The sequence below is a fragment of the Seonamhaeicola sp. ML3 genome (assembly GCF_023273855.1).
Classification (GTDB): domain Bacteria; phylum Bacteroidota; class Bacteroidia; order Flavobacteriales; family Flavobacteriaceae; genus Seonamhaeicola.
The window spans coordinates 2,970,311-2,988,412 of the sequence record NZ_CP096884.1; the positions used below are offsets into that span (position 1 = coordinate 2,970,311).

The 18,102-nt window shown below is 33.4% G+C and carries 18 protein-coding genes; 9 read left to right on the forward strand and 9 right to left on the reverse strand.

Annotation, left to right across the window (positions count from 1 at the left end; all coding sequences use genetic code 11):
- Positions 1 to 51: 51 nt before the first annotated feature.
- From M0214_RS12810 to M0214_RS12840, 7 genes are all read right to left on the reverse strand, one after another.
- The gene (locus M0214_RS12810; RefSeq protein WP_248722959.1) at positions 52 to 987 is read right to left on the reverse strand and encodes a UDP-3-O-(3-hydroxymyristoyl)glucosamine N-acyltransferase; all 936 of its coding nucleotides are present in this window, start codon (positions 985 to 987) and stop codon (positions 52 to 54) included.
- Between the two features lie 5 nt (positions 988 to 992).
- Positions 993 to 1,601 carry a hypothetical protein gene (locus M0214_RS12815; protein ID WP_248722960.1) on the reverse strand — a complete coding sequence of 203 codons (609 nt, stop codon included), beginning with the start codon at positions 1,599 to 1,601 and terminating at the stop codon, positions 993 to 995.
- A 6-nt stretch (positions 1,602 to 1,607) separates the two neighbouring features.
- Complete coding sequence (efp, locus tag M0214_RS12820) at positions 1,608 to 2,174, reverse strand: elongation factor P (RefSeq protein ID WP_248722961.1); 567 nt, start codon at positions 2,172 to 2,174, stop codon at positions 1,608 to 1,610.
- 4 nt (positions 2,175 to 2,178) lie between these two features.
- Complete coding sequence (gene lpxA / locus M0214_RS12825; protein ID WP_248722962.1) at positions 2,179 to 2,964, reverse strand: acyl-ACP--UDP-N-acetylglucosamine O-acyltransferase; 786 nt, start codon at positions 2,962 to 2,964, stop codon at positions 2,179 to 2,181.
- Between the two features lies 1 nt (position 2,965).
- A complete protein-coding gene (locus M0214_RS12830; RefSeq protein WP_248722963.1) occupies positions 2,966 to 4,372 on the reverse strand; it encodes a bifunctional UDP-3-O-[3-hydroxymyristoyl] N-acetylglucosamine deacetylase/3-hydroxyacyl-ACP dehydratase in 1,407 nt (468 codons plus the stop codon).
- Positions 4,373 to 5,386 carry a UDP-3-O-(3-hydroxymyristoyl)glucosamine N-acyltransferase gene (lpxD, locus tag M0214_RS12835; protein WP_248722964.1) on the reverse strand — a complete coding sequence of 338 codons (1,014 nt, stop codon included), beginning with the start codon at positions 5,384 to 5,386 and terminating at the stop codon, positions 4,373 to 4,375. It lies immediately after the preceding gene.
- A gap of 93 nt (positions 5,387 to 5,479) precedes the next feature.
- A complete protein-coding gene (locus M0214_RS12840) occupies positions 5,480 to 6,685 on the reverse strand; it encodes an HD domain-containing protein (protein ID WP_248722965.1) in 1,206 nt (401 codons plus the stop codon).
- 77 nt (positions 6,686 to 6,762) lie between these two features.
- Here M0214_RS12840 and M0214_RS12845 point away from each other — a divergent pair, with 77 nt between their 5' ends.
- The 4 genes from M0214_RS12845 to M0214_RS12860 all read left to right on the forward strand — a co-directional run bounded on the left by M0214_RS12845 (position 6,763) and on the right by M0214_RS12860 (position 9,802).
- The gene (locus M0214_RS12845) at positions 6,763 to 8,316 is read left to right on the forward strand and encodes a bifunctional response regulator/alkaline phosphatase family protein (RefSeq protein ID WP_248722966.1); all 1,554 of its coding nucleotides are present in this window, start codon (positions 6,763 to 6,765) and stop codon (positions 8,314 to 8,316) included.
- Positions 8,317 to 8,407: 91 nt separating this feature from the next.
- Positions 8,408 to 8,815, forward strand: a complete 408-nt coding sequence (tsaE, locus tag M0214_RS12850) for a tRNA (adenosine(37)-N6)-threonylcarbamoyltransferase complex ATPase subunit type 1 TsaE (protein WP_248722967.1) — start codon at positions 8,408 to 8,410, stop codon at positions 8,813 to 8,815.
- 200 nt (positions 8,816 to 9,015) lie between these two features.
- Entirely contained in the window at positions 9,016 to 9,306 is a 291-nt protein-coding gene (locus tag M0214_RS12855; protein ID WP_248722968.1) for a hypothetical protein, read from the forward strand.
- Positions 9,275 to 9,802, forward strand: a complete 528-nt coding sequence (locus tag M0214_RS12860) for a hypothetical protein (protein WP_248722969.1) — start codon at positions 9,275 to 9,277, stop codon at positions 9,800 to 9,802. The genes M0214_RS12855 and M0214_RS12860 overlap by 32 nt, the downstream gene beginning before the upstream one ends.
- On the opposite strand, the gene M0214_RS12865 is transcribed toward M0214_RS12860, so the two are convergent.
- Positions 9,799 to 12,213, reverse strand: a complete 2,415-nt coding sequence (locus tag M0214_RS12865) for an outer membrane beta-barrel protein (protein WP_248722970.1) — start codon at positions 12,211 to 12,213, stop codon at positions 9,799 to 9,801. The genes M0214_RS12860 and M0214_RS12865 overlap by 4 nt on opposite strands.
- A 185-nt stretch (positions 12,214 to 12,398) precedes the next feature.
- Between M0214_RS12865 and M0214_RS12870 the strand changes: the two genes are divergently transcribed.
- The 4 genes from M0214_RS12870 (at position 12,399) to M0214_RS12885 (ending at position 15,795) form a co-directional block, all read left to right on the forward strand.
- Positions 12,399 to 13,598 carry an alanine dehydrogenase gene (locus M0214_RS12870; protein WP_248722971.1) on the forward strand — a complete coding sequence of 400 codons (1,200 nt, stop codon included), beginning with the start codon at positions 12,399 to 12,401 and terminating at the stop codon, positions 13,596 to 13,598.
- A gap of 23 nt (positions 13,599 to 13,621) precedes the next feature.
- Positions 13,622 to 13,969, forward strand: coding sequence for a hypothetical protein (locus tag M0214_RS12875; RefSeq protein ID WP_248722972.1), 348 nt, complete (start codon positions 13,622 to 13,624; stop codon positions 13,967 to 13,969).
- A gap of 2 nt (positions 13,970 to 13,971) precedes the next feature.
- A complete protein-coding gene (locus tag M0214_RS12880; protein ID WP_248722973.1) occupies positions 13,972 to 14,565 on the forward strand; it encodes a sugar transferase in 594 nt (197 codons plus the stop codon).
- 111 nt (positions 14,566 to 14,676) lie between these two features.
- On the forward strand, positions 14,677 to 15,795 hold the full coding sequence (locus M0214_RS12885) for an SDR family NAD(P)-dependent oxidoreductase (protein WP_248722974.1): 1,119 nt from the start codon (positions 14,677 to 14,679) through the stop codon (positions 15,793 to 15,795).
- Here M0214_RS12885 and M0214_RS12890 read toward each other — a convergent pair.
- Positions 15,760 to 16,938: a proline dehydrogenase family protein gene (locus M0214_RS12890; protein WP_248722975.1), complete on the reverse strand. Its 1,179-nt coding sequence runs from the start codon at positions 16,936 to 16,938 to the stop codon at positions 15,760 to 15,762. The genes M0214_RS12885 and M0214_RS12890 overlap by 36 nt on opposite strands.
- A gap of 96 nt (positions 16,939 to 17,034) precedes the next feature.
- On the opposite strand from M0214_RS12890, the gene aroB reads away from it, so the two are divergent.
- On the forward strand, positions 17,035 to 18,102 hold the full coding sequence (gene aroB, locus M0214_RS12895; RefSeq protein ID WP_248722976.1) for a 3-dehydroquinate synthase: 1,068 nt from the start codon (positions 17,035 to 17,037) through the stop codon (positions 18,100 to 18,102).

Sequence of the window (18,102 nt, forward strand, 5' to 3'; positions counted from 1 at the left end):
TATTTATTAAAGCATCCCGACATTTATTTTATTGCGAATATGTTAATTCTTCTATAGTTTTTTTAGTAAATCTAAAATTTCAGGAATCTTTTTGATAGAGGCTATTTCTTTATACTTAGATCTAAAGTCGTCAGCAGGAATTCCAAAATAACTTTTTCCGCCCTCAAGAGATTTACTCACACCTGCTTTTGCCGAAATTATGGCCTTGGATCCTATGGTTATACCACTGGTAATACCAACTTGTCCCCAAATAGTAACTTCATCTTCAATTATAACACAACCCGCTATACCTACCTGCGAAGCAATTAAACATTTTTCACCAATAACCGTATCATGACCTACCTGAACCAGGTTGTCTATTTTGGTTCCTTTCTTAATTGTTGTATCTCCTGTAACGCCTCTGTCAATGGTACAATTAGCACCAATATCGACATGGTCTTCTAAAACAACCCGACCAGACGACAATAGTCTGTCAAATCCTTCAGGACGCTTTTTGTAATAAAAAGCATTTGCTCCTAATACAGCACCCGAATGAATGGTTACGTTATCCCCAATAATTGCATCATCATAAATACTAACATTAGAGTGTATAACACAATTTTTACCAATAACTACGTAGTTACCAATAAAACAATTGGGTTGAACAATAGTTCCTTCGCCTATGATAGCAGATTCTGAAACTTGATTACTAGAAGCATTAAAAGGTTTGAAATGATTGGAAATTTTATTGAAATCCCTAAAAGGATCATCGCTAATTAAGAGTGCTTTTCCTTCGGGACACTCGACTTCTTTATTGATTAGTATGATAGTGGCAGCAGAATTTAGTGCTTTATCGTAATATTTTGGATGGTCAACAAAAACAATATCTCCAGGTTGCACAACATGAATTTCGTTGATACCCAAAACCGGAAAATTAGAATCACCTACGTAATTACAATCTATTAATTCTGCAACTTGTTTTAAGCTATGTGGCTTCGGAAATTTCATTGCTTCTATTCAGTTTTAAACGTTCCATTAACATATTCAAAAGCATTTTCATGTTTTTGGAATTTATTTTTTACTGTCCAATTCATAAGCATGAAAATATCTTCTTTCCCTTCTACAAAAGCAATAATATACGCAGCTTCAACATCTTCTACTTCACCAAAGACTTTTATTTGTCTTGCTGGTTTGTTGTTGATGTTGGTCAAACCATATTCTGAAATGCGGGCATTGTTGATACTCTCCTTGAGCATTTCTTTTTGAACATTCTTGTAGTTTTCTATAACGGGCAGTTCGGGGTTATATTCTCCCAATTCCTTGAAAAGATTTATATATTCTTCCTTGTTTTCCTGAATCACAACGAGATAGGCGTCTTTATAAATATTGCCATATTGTAATACGGCCTCAGGATTTAAATTAGGCAAGGGCTTCATGTAGTTAGGAACATCAACTTTAAAAACACTATCAATAGCAATAGTTTGATAGTTTGATTCTGATGTAGATTCAGGCGACGAATCTAATTCACTAGCAACACGATTGGCTTTATCTAAAAGGTCAAGACAAGAGTGAGTAGAAATAAATAAGAATAACATAACTACAATTAAAGCGCCCTTTTTCATGAATGTTTATTCTTTAATACGCTCTTTGTATGTACCTTTATCAGTTTCAACTTTAATTTTATCGCCTTCATTGATAAACAATGGCACATTAACAATAGCACCTGTTTCTACAGTAGCAGGTTTTGTGGCATTGGTAGCTGTATTCCCTTTAACTCCTGGCTCTGTATGTGTTACTTCTAAAACAACATTAGCAGGCATTTCAACAGAAAGCGGCATGTCATCTTCAGTATTTATAAGCACTGTGACAACCTCCCCTTCTTTCATTAAATCAGGGCTATCCAATGTAGCTTTTTGAAGTTCAATTTGAGAATAGTCTTCTGTGTTCATGAAGTGAAAAGTCTCTCCTTCATTGTATAAATATTGAAACTTATTTGTTTCTACTCTTACATCATCCAGTTTATGTCCAGCAGAAAACGTATTATCTATAACTTTTCCTGAAGTTACACTTTTTAGTTTTGTTCTAACAAAGGCAGGACCTTTTCCTGGTTTTACATGTAAAAACTCAATAATTTTAAAAATATCATGATTATATCTAATACATAATCCGTTTCTAATATCACTTGTAGTAATCATATCATTAATTTGATTTAAAATATCCTTTCATTATACCTCGGTGAGAATTCTTTATAAACTGAAGAATTTCATCTCGCTCTGGTGTGGCTTCCATTTCTGCTTCAATAATTTCAGAAGCCTGGGTGTTATTATAATTTTTTTGGTAAAGGAAACGATATATATTTTGAATCTCCCTTATCTTTTCTGTGGTGAAGCCTCGTCTTCTTAATCCAACAGAGTTTATTCCAACATAAGATAAAGGTTCACGAGCGGCTTTGACAAAAGGAGGAACATCCTTTCTAACCAACGAACCACCAGTTACAAAAGCATGATTACCTACAGAAACAAACTGATGAACAGCTGTCATCCCAGCTAAAACTACATAATCACCAATAGTTATATGTCCAGCTAGTGTACTATTATTGGAAAAAATACAGTTTTTGCCAACGATACAATCATGAGCTATGTGACAATATGCCATAATTAAACAATTGTCACCAACTACGGTTTTCATTCGGTCTGAAGTTCCTCTATTTATGGTAACACATTCTCTAATGGTTACATTGTCCCCAATTTCAACCGTTGTATCTTCACCTTCATATTTGAGGTCTTGAGGTATGGCAGAAATAACAGATCCAGGGAAAATACTACAGTTTTTACCAATTCTGGCACCTTCCATAATAGTTACATTACTACCTATCCATGTTCCTTCTCCTATGATAACATCGTTTCCAATGGTGGTAAAAGGTTCTATTACAACGTTCTTGGCTATTTTTGCGCCAGGATGTACGTAAGCAAGTGGTTGATTCATTTTATTTAACTTTAGTTATTTGAGCCATAAGCTCTGCTTCTGCACACAGTTTACCATTAGCATAGGCATATCCTTGCATATGACAAATACCGCGACGGATAGGTGTTATTAACGTACACTTAAAAATTAGAGTGTCTCCAGGTGATACTTTTTGTTTGAACTTAACATTGTCCATTTTCATGAAGAATGTTAAATAGTTTTCTGGATCAGGAACTGTACTTAAAACAAGTATCCCTCCAGTTTGTGCCATAGCTTCAACAATCAATACACCTGGCATAACAGGAGCTCCCGGGAAATGCCCCTTGAAAAACTCCTCGTTCATTGTTACATTTTTTGTTGCTGTAACATGATTATCACTAAGCTCGAATACCTTATCTATGAGCAAAAATGGCTGTCTGTGTGGTAACATGGCCATTATTTGTGTGATGTCCATTAAAGGCTGTTGATTTAAATCAATATTTGGGACATTATTTCGGCGCTCATTTTTAATAATCTTTGAAAGTTTTTTAGCAAACTGAGTATTTACAAAATGCCCAGGTTTATTTGCTATAACTTTTCCTCTAATTCTAGTTTTAACCAAAGCTAAATCACCTAAAACATCTAAAAGCTTATGCCTAGCGGCCTCATTAGGGTGATGAAGGGTTAAATTATCTAAAATACCATTTGGCTTAACCGCGATAGAGTCTTTTTTGAAAGCAACTTTAAGATTTTCCATCGTCTCAGGGGATAATGCTTTATCTACATAAACGATAGCATTATTTAAATCGCCTCCCTTAATAAGACCGTGCTCCAATAACATTTCTATTTCATGTAAAAAGCTGAATGTACGTGAGTTTGCAAAATCTTTTTTGAAATCTGATACTTTCTTTAGCGTAGCATTTTGAGTACCCAACACTTTAGTTCCGAAATCGACCATAGTGGTAATTTGATATTCTTTTGCTGGCATTACCAAAATTTCACTACCAGACTCTTCATCTGTGTAAGACACAATATCGGTTACCTCGAACTCTTCTCTATATGCATCTAATTCCTGTATCCCGGCTTTTTCTATAGCTTCAACAAAGAATTTTGAAGAACCATCCATAATTGGAGGTTCTGAAGCATTTAATTCCACAACAACATTATCTATATCTAATCCAACTAAGGCAGCAAGAACATGTTCTGAAGTTTGTATGGCTACACCATTTTTCTCTAAACGAGTTCCGCGTTGGGTGTTTGTTACATAGTTTGCATCTGCCTCTATTACAGGAGCGCCTTCTAGATCTATTCTTTTAAAAGCTAAACCAAAGTTTGCTGGTGCTGGGGTGAATGTTAAAGTAACGTCTTTACCGGTGTGCAGTCCAACTCCAGTAAGCGAAATCTCATTTTTAATGGTTTTTTGTTTAATTTCGGTAGTAACTATTCCCATTTATTTTTTTTCTAGTTCGTTTATTGTTTTTACGATTTTTGGCAAGTTTTTAAAGTAGACATAAGATTTGTTATAGTCACCATATGGTAATGCAGGAGAGCCTTGAAGCACTTCGTCGTCTTTTACATTACGTCCAATACCAGATTGTGCTTGAATTTTTACATTATTACCTATTGAAATATGTCCAACAATTCCAACCTGACCTCCTATTTGACAGTTTTCACCAATTTTTGTAGAACCCGCTATACCTGTTTGAGCAGCTATCACCGTATTCTTTCCAATTTCTACATTATGAGCTATTTGAATTTGGTTGTCCAATTTCACCCCTTTTCTTATGATGGTTGATCCTAATGTAGCTCGGTCTATTGTGGTAGCAGCTCCTATATCAACATTATCTTCTAAAATTACATTGCCTATTTGTGGTACTTTATTGTATTCTCCCTCTTCGTTAGGGGCAAAACCAAAACCATCGGCTCCAATAATGGCCCCCGCATTTACAACACAATGTTTACCTATTACCGTTTCAGAATATATTTTAGCACCTGAAAAAACTACAGTTTTGTCTCCTATGGTAACATTATCTCCAATGTAACTATTGGGGAATATTTTCACATTATCACCAATGGTGACGTTTTCTCCTATATATGAAAATGCACCAACATATATGTTATCTCCATACTTCGCAGAATCTGAAATAAAGCTAGGCTGTTCAATACCTTGCTTATTGTTTTTTACCTCGTTGTAATATTCTAATAATTTAGAAAAGGATTTGTATGCATCTTCTACCTTAATTAAGGTTGTGCTAATCTCACTTTCAGGAATAAATGATTTATTTACAATAGTAACACTAGCTTTGGTAGTATATATATGAGATGTGTACTTAGGGTTGGCTAAAAAAGTAAGAGACCCTTCAGTCCCTTCTTCTATTTTCGATAATTTTGATACTTCGGTTTCTGGGTTACCAACTACATCACCTTCCAGAATACCTGCTATTTGTTGTGCTGTAAATTTCACACTTAGAAAGTTTGTTTTTTTAGTTTAGTAGCGCAAAAATAGGAAAAATGTACCAAAGTATTAACCCTAGAATTCTTATTAATTATTCCGAGATTAGATATGTAACTCCTTTGGGTAACATATATAGTATTTCGTAACGGGTTTCGATAGTGTTTTAATGTTCAAATGGTCTGAAGCTTTTGTTATGTCTACGATTTTACCAGATTTGTATAATATGTTAATGCGCTTGTCCTTTAATTGATAAGCTTGGTTAGAAATATCACCACTAAATACAAAATATTCGGCCTCTTCTCTTGAAATATTGTATTTCCTCATAAAGGTTGAAATATGATTTTCAATAGACTTCTCTTTTATCGGCTTATCTTTAATCTTAATTTTTGGTAAATTTCTATGAATAATCATGTCACTTAATTTTCTTAAAACAAAATCTCCATGATTCTGCCAATGCTTCATTGCAGTTATGATGTCGTAATCATCTAAGCCGGAAAAAACCTCAAGAGTTTTCGAAGAAAAATTCTCCATACTTATTTTGTTCTCAAAAAAATAGGAAAGCGTTTTCGTAACAAATACATCTTCACCAATATCGTGTAATTGCTTAGCACGTTTTAACACTCTTATTAACAATTGTTCTGCGGCCAATCCTGTTTTATGCAAATACACCTGCCAATACATTAAGCGCCTTGCAACTATAAACTTTTCAACACTGTATATACCCTTCTCTTCTATTACGAGCTCGTTATCGACAACGTTAAGCATAGTTATAAGACGTTCACTGTTTATGTTGCCCTCGGCTACACCTGTGTAAAAACTATCACGCTTTAAGTAGTCTGCACGATCCATGTCTAATTGCCCCGAAATTAACTGACACATAAAGTTTCGATGATAATCTCCTTTGAAAATATTTATTGCAAGCGTTAAATTTCCGTTAAATTCATCATTTAACTTTTCCATAAATAAGAGGGAAATATCCTCGTGAGAAACGTTGTTAACTATACTGTGCTCCATGGCATGAGAAAAAGGGCCATGACCAATATCATGAAGAAGAATAGCTATGTATAAGGCGGATTCCTCCTCATTAGAAATTGTAACTCCCTTAAAACGAAGTACATTAACAGCCTTTTGCATCAAGTACATACATCCTATAGCATGTTGAAATCTCGTGTGATTTGCGCCTGGATATACCAAGTAAGACATACCCATTTGGGTAATACGCCTTAATCTTTGAAAATATTTATGCTGGATTAAATCAAAAATCAAAGAATTGGGAATTGTAATAAATCCGTAAATTGGATCGTTCAATATTTTAAGTTTGTTCAAACTTTCAGAATTGTGTTAATTTCCACAAATATAGCATTAACAAATAACAAAGCGGCTTAATGAGCAAGATACAAATACTATGGGTTGACGATGAAATCGATTTACTAAAACCCCACATTATATTTTTAGAACAACGCAATTATAATGTTACAACCTGTCTCAGCGGCAGCGATGCTATAGATATATTAAGTGAAACTAAATTTGATATTGTATTTCTGGACGAAAACATGCCCGGAATTACCGGTCTTGAAACATTGAACGAAATAAAAGAGATTCAAGATAATCTTCCCGTTGTGATGATTACTAAGAGCGAAGAAGAATATATCATGGAAGAAGCTATTGGCAATAAAATAGCCGATTATTTGATTAAACCAGTAAACCCAAATCAAATTCTCCTAAGCCTAAAAAAGAATTTAGACCATTCTAGACTTGTTTCCGAAAAAACAACATCTAACTACCAACAAGAGTTTAGAAAAATAGCTATGGATTTAACCATGGTTAATTCTTATGAGGAATGGGTTGAGCTTTATCAAAAGTTAATTTATTGGGAAATACAACTAGAAGACATTGAAGATTCTGGAATGTTTGAAATTTTGGAGTCTCAAAAAACAGAGGCAAATATTCAGTTTGGCAAGTTTATAGAGAAAAATTACCCCAAATGGTTTCAAAATGATTGCGAAAGCCCAATAATGTCTCATACACTATTTAAAGATTTGGTTGTTCCTGAAATTAGCAAATACCAACCTACATTACTTGTGGTGATTGACAACCTAAGGTATGACCAATGGAAAGCATTTGAACCGGTAATTAGTAATTATTTTAAGAAAGAAAAGGAAGAAGCTTTCTTTAGTATTTTGCCCTCTGCAACCCAATATGCTAGAAATGCAATTTTTTCGGGTTTGATGCCAAGTGAAATGGAACGCCTGTATCCAAATTATTGGAAAAACGATACAGATGAAGGTGGAAAAAATATGTTCGAATATGAATTTCTTGATGCACAAATGAAGCGTTTGGGCTTAGAGCACTTAAAATATGAGTATTTTAAAATCACAAACCTTAAAAAAGGTAAAAAACTGGCTGATAACTTTAATGCACTTAAAAAAAATGACCTTTCGGTTATTGTTTACAACTTTGTAGACATGCTATCGCATGCTAAAACCGAAATGGAGGTTGTAAGAGAGTTGGCATCTAACGATAAAGCATACAGATCTTTAACACTTAGCTGGTTTAAGAACTCTCCGCTTTTAGAAATTGTACAACATGCACAACAATTAGGCTTTAAGTTGATTTTAACAACAGATCACGGTACAATTAATGTAAAAAACCCTTCAAAAGTAATTGGAGATAGGGATACGAGTTTAAATCTAAGATACAAGACCGGAAGAAGTCTAACCTATGACCATAAGGATGTATTTGAGGCAAAGAAACCGAATGAAATATATTTACCATCAATAAACATGAGTAGCTCATACATATTTGCCAAAAGCGATTTATTTTTTGCCTATCCTAATAACTACAACCACTACGTGAGCTATTACAGAAACACATATCAGCACGGAGGTGTGTCTCTAGAGGAAATGGTAATTCCTTTTGTTGTTTTATCTCCAAAATAATCCATGAAATACATAAAACATCGTTAAAAAACACTTTTTCTTAGGTTTTTAGAAAATTTATCTATAGTTTTGTAGTATATATTTGTTCAGTTTGGAAATAAATTATTTATTAGAAAGCGTTGATGACGTAGCTAAGGAGTTAATTGATAAAGTAGACAGTAAGATTCTATTTCTTTATGGAGAAATGGGAGTCGGTAAAACTACTTTAATTAAATCTCTAGTGAAATGCTTAGGGAACCATGAAGAAGTAAGCAGCCCAACGTTCTCGATAGTTAATGAATATTTAGCTGGTCAAGACTTGATTTACCACTTTGATTTATATAGAATTAAAGATTTGGAAGAGGCCTGTGATTTTGGAATAGAAGATTATTTGTACTCTAACAATTGGTTAATTGTAGAATGGCCAGAACTCATTGAACCCATAGCCCCTGAACGACTATCTAGAATAGAAATCGTTTTAAATGATGATTATTCCAGAACGTTGAGATTATTAAATTAAAAAGAATATTAACCTATAAAACAGCCAAAAAAGTACTAAAAACCAAAAAGAAAATAGCAGTTATTATCATTTTACGGTAAAACCACATTCAGAATTTTAACAAACAAGTGATTTTAACATTTCTTTAACATTTGAGCGAAAAGTACACCATAGTTCTTATCTACATTTGGGGTAATTAATTAATTAAATCCCTTAATAAAATGAAAACTAAAAAGTACTTAATTGCTATCATGGTTTTAGGAGGCGTGTTGTTTTCAGCTTTTGCTACTAAAACAATAAGTTCAGATGAAGCAAACACAAGAGTCGACAGAAAAACAAGACCAATCCTTGCTGAAACAAAGGTGGACAGAAAAACAAGACCAATCCTTGCAGAAGCAAAAGTTGACAGAAAGACAAGACCAATCCTTGCAGAAGCAAGAGTTGACAGAAAGACAAGACCAATCCTTGCAGAAGCAAGAGTTGACAGAAAGACTAGGCCAATCCTTGCATAAGGATAAGTTCGCTAGTAAAAATTTAATAATAGGGAGTATTTTGGCTACTGCAATTGCCTTATCTCCCTATTTTTTTTCTTTGTATGAAAGTGTACCTCAAACAAAAACATGGGAGACATTTTTATTTACTTACGAGAGTTCGGTTTTCGATAATGCATACTATGCTATGTGGGTTTTAACCGGAAAACTGATTCCTCTCTATCTATTATTCTTATGGTTTTTTACATGTAGACATTGGTGGTATCATGCACTTTTAGTACCTATAGCTATGTATATTTTCCAAACATGTGTAGTTCTATTTGGTGATGCTAATATGGATGAGTTTCAGTTTTTATACATGATTCCAATAATGGCAATAGTTATACCAACAATATACCTTTTAAGAGCAAGAATGTTCAATAAAATTGCAGTAGCGACAAAAACAATGCAAGAATTTGAAGATGAATTTAAAGCATCACCTAAGAATTTCTGGGGAAAGGTAAAGCAGTACTTTTAGTCTAACCTATCACGCTCTTCCAATTCTAGTTGTGCTTTGTTGTTTTTAAGTTTTCGGTTACCGAATTTATAATTAAACCCAACGGTAAACAACCTGTTTTCTAATCTAGACCTTAAAAACGAATCTTGGTTTAAATACCTTGCTCTTGCAGTAAAATTTTGTGTATTAAATACGTCCTGAACACCTATACTTAATGAGGCTTTATTGTTCCACAAAGCTTTTCTAAGGTTAATATTTAAGCCATGCATCTCACTTGTATCTGTTGGGCCATCATTTGTTGGTGACAACAGGATATAAGATATGTTAGCAGTTAAACTTTTGTCTTTTAAAAGATTGAAGTAGTTTACTACTTCAGCGTAAACTGTCCATTGTTCTGCAGAAAGTGAAACAGTATCGTCATCAGGAGCAAAAAACCTATTATTATAATAATAAACAGAAGAGAGTACATACAAACTCCAATCCTTTGCTATTTGAGTATAGGTGGTAAAATCTAAGCCAAAAGAATAAGACACATCTGTATTGGTGTATTTGTATATCAACGCATTATTAATATTGTCCTGAAGTATAAATTGTATGGCAGGATTTTTTTCATACCTATAATAAAGCTCAAAAGTATAATCTCTATTAAATGTGTATCCAAGGGTAATTATATCATCAATTTGAGGCAATAAATTAGGGTCACCTAAGGTATAAGTATTGTCGTTTAAAAAGTACCTGAACGGGTTTAACTGACTGTATCTTGGTCTGTAAATACGTCTGTTATAGTTAAAATATATCTCATTATTATCACCTATTCTATTAACAATATAAAGCGATGGGAAAAGATTAAAATAATTATTAATTGAAGCTTCGTTATTAGCTCTAGAAAACCCTTCTGTATCTGTATATTCACCCCTTATGCCAGCTTTAATACTCCAAGATTCCCAATCTTTACTTAAGCTAATATAACCAGCAAAACTTGTTTCATCATATGAAAAAATATCAGAGTTTTCTAAATCTTCTTCGCGTTCATCGTCTTTAAATAGAAATTGATCAATAATATTATCGGAATCTATATTAGCAAACTTAACTCCTGTTTCTAGGGAGGCAGAATTGGGTAAAGGAAGACTATAATCTACCTGACTAGTATTGAGTTTAATAACTTGGCTTGAAAATGTTTGAAACTTATTTGTTCTGATAAGAGAATTATCAGGGAATAAATAATCCGTGTCAACATTTTGGAAATTAGAAGTGTCGTAATTGGTATGATGTATGTTAAAAGTTAGTTCCTCACCAGGCTTTTTAAATTTGTGTACATAATCCAGATTAATAGCAATATTATAGGTTTCATCTACCCTAGGATTAAATGTATTGAATATAGAATCTAGAACGCCATTGGTGTTAAATATTTCAGTTGAAGAGTTTGAGGTTTTTCTAGTGACTTTCCTGGGGGCTATTAACACAATAGAAGATAGTTTTAAGCTATTATCCTCATCAAAATCATACGTTATCGTAGTACTAATATTTTGATTTGATGTTTCTTGAGTTCTTTTAAAACTGGTTTCCCAGCTCGAAAATATATTACCTGAACTATTAATGAAATTAATAGACTCAGTGTTGTGTATAAAGTCTTTTCTTGGGCTAATGCTGTAATTAAGATAGGTGTTTAACTTTTTGGCCTTAAAAAAATGACTTGTACCTAGAGCAAATTTAGGGAATTGAGAGCCTTGTTTATAATTTGCAAAAATGCTTCCGCTATAACCAGAAATAATGTTTTTGCTGGTTATGATATTTAGAACAGCACCTCCCTCTGCGTCATACTTTGCAGGTGGATTGGTAATAACCTCTACCGATTTGATATTGTTGGCTGGAGTTGATTCAAGAAGCTGAACAACTTCTTCTGCAGATAAATGTACTCGCCTGTCATTTATATATATGGTGGGTGGCGTGTTTTTTATGGTAATTTTATTATCATATACTAACACACCTGGAGTATGGCTGAGTAATTCCAATGTATTGTCATTAGACAATGTTGAATTCTCAACAGTAAATACCAACCTATCAACCATGCGTTTTACGGTTGGTCTTTTAGCAACAATGGTTACGCCTTCTAAAGACTGAAGATTTTCTTTTAAAACAATAGTTTTTAAATCTAAATCAGAATTTAAATCTATCTGTTGCTCATGAGTTTTATATCCTAAAAAGCTAATTTTGATGGTATAAGTTGCAGCTTTTAAGTTTTCAATTTTAAATTTACCATCTTCTAGAGAAGTTGTACCCGAAATAATAGTGTTTTCTTTTAGCAATGCAACGTTTGAAAATGCTACAGCGTTATTTTGTTCGTCTTGAACAATTCCCTGTAATACAAAATCTTGTGAAAAAATATTTAGACAAAAGAGTACAAATGAGAGCGCTAATAATCTTTTTAACATATAACGGACAATTAACACAAAACTATAATAATTAATTGAGAATACATTGGGGAAAATCCACAATAAAAAAATCCAAAATACTTACAAAAATTCATCTTGTAACATATCCAATCTTCATAATTTATTAAGATTTGTTTTTGATTACATTTTTTATTTGTAATTTGATTTTTCATAACTAACTATCCATGGCCAAATCCCTTTCTCCGTTTACAAAGCAACAACTGTTGCCTCAAGAGGAAACCCTAGAAATATTTAAGCGAAAAGGTGAACTGTTTATAGGTATACCCAAAGAAACCGCATTTCAGGAACGACGGATATGTTTAACTCCTGATGCTGTATATGCTTTGGTGAATAACGGGCATAGAGTGTTGTTGGAATCTGGTGCAGGTGAAGGCGCTAGTTTTAGCGATAAAGATTATAGTGAAGCAGGTGCAGAAATAACCAAGGATACTGCAAAAGTTTTTGGGTGCCCTATGATACTTAAAGTAGAACCCCCTACTCTAGACCAAATTAAACTCATAAACCCACAGGCACTTTTAATTTCGGCTTTACAATTAAAGACACAAACCAAGAAATATTTTGAAGCTTTAGCTTCTAAAAGGATTACCGCTTTAGCTTTTGAGTTTATTAGAGATGCCGATGGTACTTATCCTGCAGTGCGCTCTCTTAGTGAAATTGCGGGCACTGCTTCGGTCTTAATCGCCTCAGAATTGCTATCGGACACAAAAGACGGAAACGGTTTAATGTTTGGTAATATCAGTGGTGTGCCACCTCTAGAGGTTGTAATCTTAGGTGCAGGTACTGTTGGTGAATTTGCTGCTAGAGGATCCATGGGTTTAGGTGCCAGCGTTAAAGTATTTGACAATTCCATAACCAAATTAAGGTGTATACAAACAAACTTGGGGCGTCCATTCTTTACTTCAACAATTCAACCAAAAAATTTAACTAAAGCTTTAAAGCGTTGTGATGTTGTTATTGGTGCAGTTAGAGGTAAAAATAGATCACCAATTGTGGTATCTGAAAACCTGGTACAGGTTATGAAAAAAGGCGCTATTATAATTGATGTAAGTATAGACATGGGTGGTTGTTTCGAAACAAGTGAGGTCACTTCGCATACCAACCCAACCTTTGTTAAACATGGTGTAATACACTATTGCGTACCAAATATACCTGCTAGGTATCCCCGAACTGCTTCGGTATCAATAAGTAACATATTTACCCCTTACCTAATGCAAATAGCAGAAGATGGTGGTATAGAAAATTCATTAAGAATTGATCGGGGTTTAAGAAATGGATTGTATTTTTACCACGGAATTTTAACTAGCAAATCTGTAGGAGAATGGTTTGATTTGAGCTACAGTGATGCCAATTTGCTTATTTTTTAAATACAATTACCCTTTATCATACTATGAAATTCATTCAGCGCTTGGGTTACTATCTTGGTGGTTTTTCCATAGGACTTATTATTTTGTTCTTTTTCTTAAACGGAAAGAAAGTATCATGTGATTATGGACCAGATGCACGTGTCCTAAAAAATATCAGTGGAAAAAAAATTATATATCCAAGTAACAATGATTCTACAATTGTAAATTACATTTTAAAACACGGGGAAATCAATTTTTCTGAAAGTACTCCTAGGCAAGAACCTTGTGCAATTTATTTAGTTGAAGGTCGTCATAATGATAATTCGGTTAATTTTACTGTAGAAAACTGTGATAGTATTGCTACCATTTTAAATCTAAAAATTAACAAATAACAATGTTTAAACGAAGTTTTGACTTTGTTTTTTCTCTTTTAGGGCTCATTGTCCTTTCGCCTCTATTATTACTAATAGCAGTTCTCATTAAGCTAGATTCTAAAGGGCCGACTTTATTCATTCAGTCCAGAGTTGGCAGGGCGAATAAAGACTTTTACATTGTAAAGTTTAGAACAATGTTTGTTGAATCTGAAAAGGAGGGACTTTTAACCCTAGGAAACGAAGATTCAAGAGTTACCAGGGTAGGTTATTTTTTAAGGAAGTATAAAATTGATGAATGGCCACAATTATACAATGTATTGAGGGGTGATATGAGTTTTGTTGGTCCCAGGCCAGAGTTGCGATATTATGTTAATTTTTATAAGAGAGAAGATTTGATTGTATTATCTGTACGGCCAGGAATAACGGGCATAGCATCATTAAAATATCGCAATGAAGTTGAACTTTTAGAAGCTGCAGATGATCCAGAAAGTTATTTCATCAATGTCATTATTCCTGATAAATTGGAACATAACAAAACATACATACGCAATCGTTCCTTTTTTTTCGACTTAAAAATCATAGCCCTAACCATAGGTAAAGTCCTTTTTAAATAGGGTTAAAAGACTATTAATTAAGCTAATATTTCCTTAATATTTGCTTTTAAAATATTTTATGACTACATTTTGACCATAAAAAATACATTTAATCGATTCCCTCATCGAATAATGAATAAGCGTCAATACGAAAAACTACAGAACGTAATAGATGGATTTGATCTAGAAATTGATCAAATCAAATCTCAACAAAATCCGGATTTTAATTCCAGGATAAATTTCAACAAAGATGTTATTTTAATTACTGGTGCAGCTGGCTCTTTAGGTGCAGAACTTGTAAAACAATTATTAGATATTAATTTCAAACAGCTCATATTGATAGATAATAATGAAACTGCGCTATTTAGTCTTTCCAAAAAGTATGAAAAAGAGTTAGAGAACTCAAACACAGAGTTAATTCCTGTTGATGTAAGAGATGAAGAAGCGATGAATTGGCTTTTTGATAACTACAAACCATCAATAATATTTCATACAGCCGCATATAAAAATATTCCTTTAATGGAACATAACGCTTATGAGGCTATTAGACTTAATGTTTTTTCAACTAAACTCTTAGCAGACTTATCAGTTGCGCACCATGTTAAAAAATTTATATTCATTTCAACGAATAATGCTGTAAATCCAATTAGTGTTGTTGGTAGAACCAAATTGGTATCTGAAGCTTACCTAAACTATCTGAAAATTCATTCTCAGACAGATTTTAAAGCGATTAGGCTCGGCAATATTTTTGAATCTAAAAATTCTTTGCTTATAAAGTTCATGAAACAGGTGCAAAATGGAAAAGCCATTAGCATTGCAAATTCAGAATGCGAAAAATATTTTATCAATAAATTTAGAGCGTGTCAATTAATCTTAAAAACAACGGTTCTTACTAAAGGCGATGGTTTTGTTTTCACATACAACATGGGCAAACCTTTCAAGGTTGTTGAATTAGCAAAGCAAATTTCAAGTCGCATTGCAAAAACAGACAAATACCCTATTGAATTTATTGGACTTGAGGACTGGGAAAAGAAATCGGAAGAATTATTGGCAGAGCACGAGAATATAGAATTCACAGTACATGATGATATTTTAAGGATAAAATCAAGTCAAGGATATACAGGAGAGAAAATTTCCTTTAATTTAATTTCTGTTTTAAAAACAAATATGACCAATATAGATATTAAGAATCGATTAGAAGACTGTGTTTTAAAGCTACAAACTTCTCCTGCGCTTCTTTTCGCTATTTAACAATTTAAGTTCCCGGCTAGTTTGACCAGCAACAGAGGTGTTTTCTTCTGCTCTCCTAATCAGGTATGGCATAACATCTTTTACAGGTCCAAAGGGCATATATTTTGCTACATTATATCCCAAGCTTGCTAGATTAAAACTAATATGGTCGCTCATACCATACAATTGACCAAACCAAACCCTTGGATCATCATTGTTTAATTCTTTTTGTTTCATCAAATCCATCAATAAATAAGAACTTTCCTCGTTATGAGTGCCAGCGAAAACAGAAATAAGATCTAAATTATCCATTATAAATTTAAGTCCAGTGTTGAAATTATCGTCTGTAGTAGCTTTGTCTATACATATAGGAGATAGATACCCCAAATCTTCAGCCCTTTCATTCTCTTTTTCCATATAAGCACCTCTCACCAGCTTGTAACCCAAAAAATAACCCTCTTTTTTAGCCTTTTGGTATTCCTTTTTTAAAAAGTCTAATCTATCATGACGGTACATTTGCAAAGTGTTAAAAACAATAGGTTTTTCGGTATTGTACTTTTGCATCATAAGCGTCACTAATTGGTCGGCGGCGTCTTGCATCCAACTTTCTTCAGCATCAATTAAAATTTCAATATCATTTTCCTTGGCTTTAGCACAAACTATATCATATCTATTAACGATATTTTCCCACTCTCTTTTTTCATCCACCGATAGCGCTTTATCCTTTCCAACCTTTTCATACAACTCAAGTCTACCAAAGCCCGTGGGTTTGAAAACAGCTATTGGAATAGCATCAATATTTTTGGCAAACTCAAGTATTTTAAGAACTTTTTCAACTGCCTTATCAAACTCATTTTCATTTTGTTTGCCCTCTACAGAATAGTCTAAGACAGAACTCACTCCTTTTTCATATAATTTATGAATAACAGGTAAACAGTCATCTTCATTTACACCTCCACAGAAATGGTCAAATACCGTAGACCGAATTAACCCTTCAATTGGTAAACTGGCCTTGAGGGCAAAATTTGTGGCAGCTGTGCCAATTTTAACTAAAGGCTCTATAGATATCATCTTGAACAAAAAATAAGCTCTCTCCAGTTCTGAATCATTTTTCAGAGAAAAAGCGATTTCGGTGTTGTCAAAAATCCTCTCGTTTTCTTGCATAATAGTTAAAATGTCTAACAAATATAATTAACTAGATGTTACCATTTTATGTAAAATCTCCTTAATTTCACACCCTTAAATTATATAATTTATTTTATGGATTCTATAGGTTATAAAGATTGTATGATTCATTTTAACGAGGATTGCTATATCGCAATAAATGAACACCTTAAAAAGCGAAATTTTTCTAAGATTTTCATTTTAGTAGATGAGAACACTCATAAACATTGTCTACCGTCTTTCCTAGCCAACTTACAGGCGAATACGGCCATAGAAATTATTGAAATAGAATCGGGCGAGATAAATAAAACTATTGATACTTGCGTTGGTGTCTGGAATACATTATCTGAATTAGATGCTGACCGAAAAAGTTTAATGATAAATATTGGAGGTGGTGTAATCACAGATTTAGGAGGGTTTGTTGCCTGTACGTTTAAGAGGGGCATCGCATATGTAAATGTTCCCACAACGTTACTCTCAATGGTGGATGCATCCGTCGGTGGAAAAACCGGAGTTGATTTAGGACACTTAAAAAATCAAATAGGTGTTATTAGTGATCCAGATTTAGTTTTGATTGACCCTACTTTTTTAAGCACACTACCCTCAAATCAAATGCGCTCTGGTTTAGCCGAAATGTTAAAACATGGTTTAATTAGTGATAAGAACTACTGGAATAAATTCTTAGACTTATCAGCACTTAATTTATCGGATTTAGATGGGTTAATTCACCAATCTGTTATTATCAAGAAAAATGTAGTTGAAGTAGACCCATTTGAAGACGGACTACGAAAAACCTTAAACTTTGGACATACACTAGGGCACGCGATTGAATCTTATTTTTTAAGTAACTCCAAAAAAAATACGCTTTTACATGGAGAAGCCATCGTCATAGGTATGATATTGGCTTGTTATATTTCTACCGAATTACTTGGTTTTTCCAGAGAAACGACAGACGATATTAAGTCTTTATTTATCAGTCATTATGGAAAAGTTTCCATTGAGAAAGAAGAGTACGATCCAATTATTGATTTACTTAAATATGACAAAAAGAATAATCATGGTAATATTAATTTTGTCTTACTCGAGTCTATTGGGCGCTGTAAAATAGATTGTTTAGTTGATAATGAACTTATTATCGAGGCATTTGAATATTATTCGGCTTAG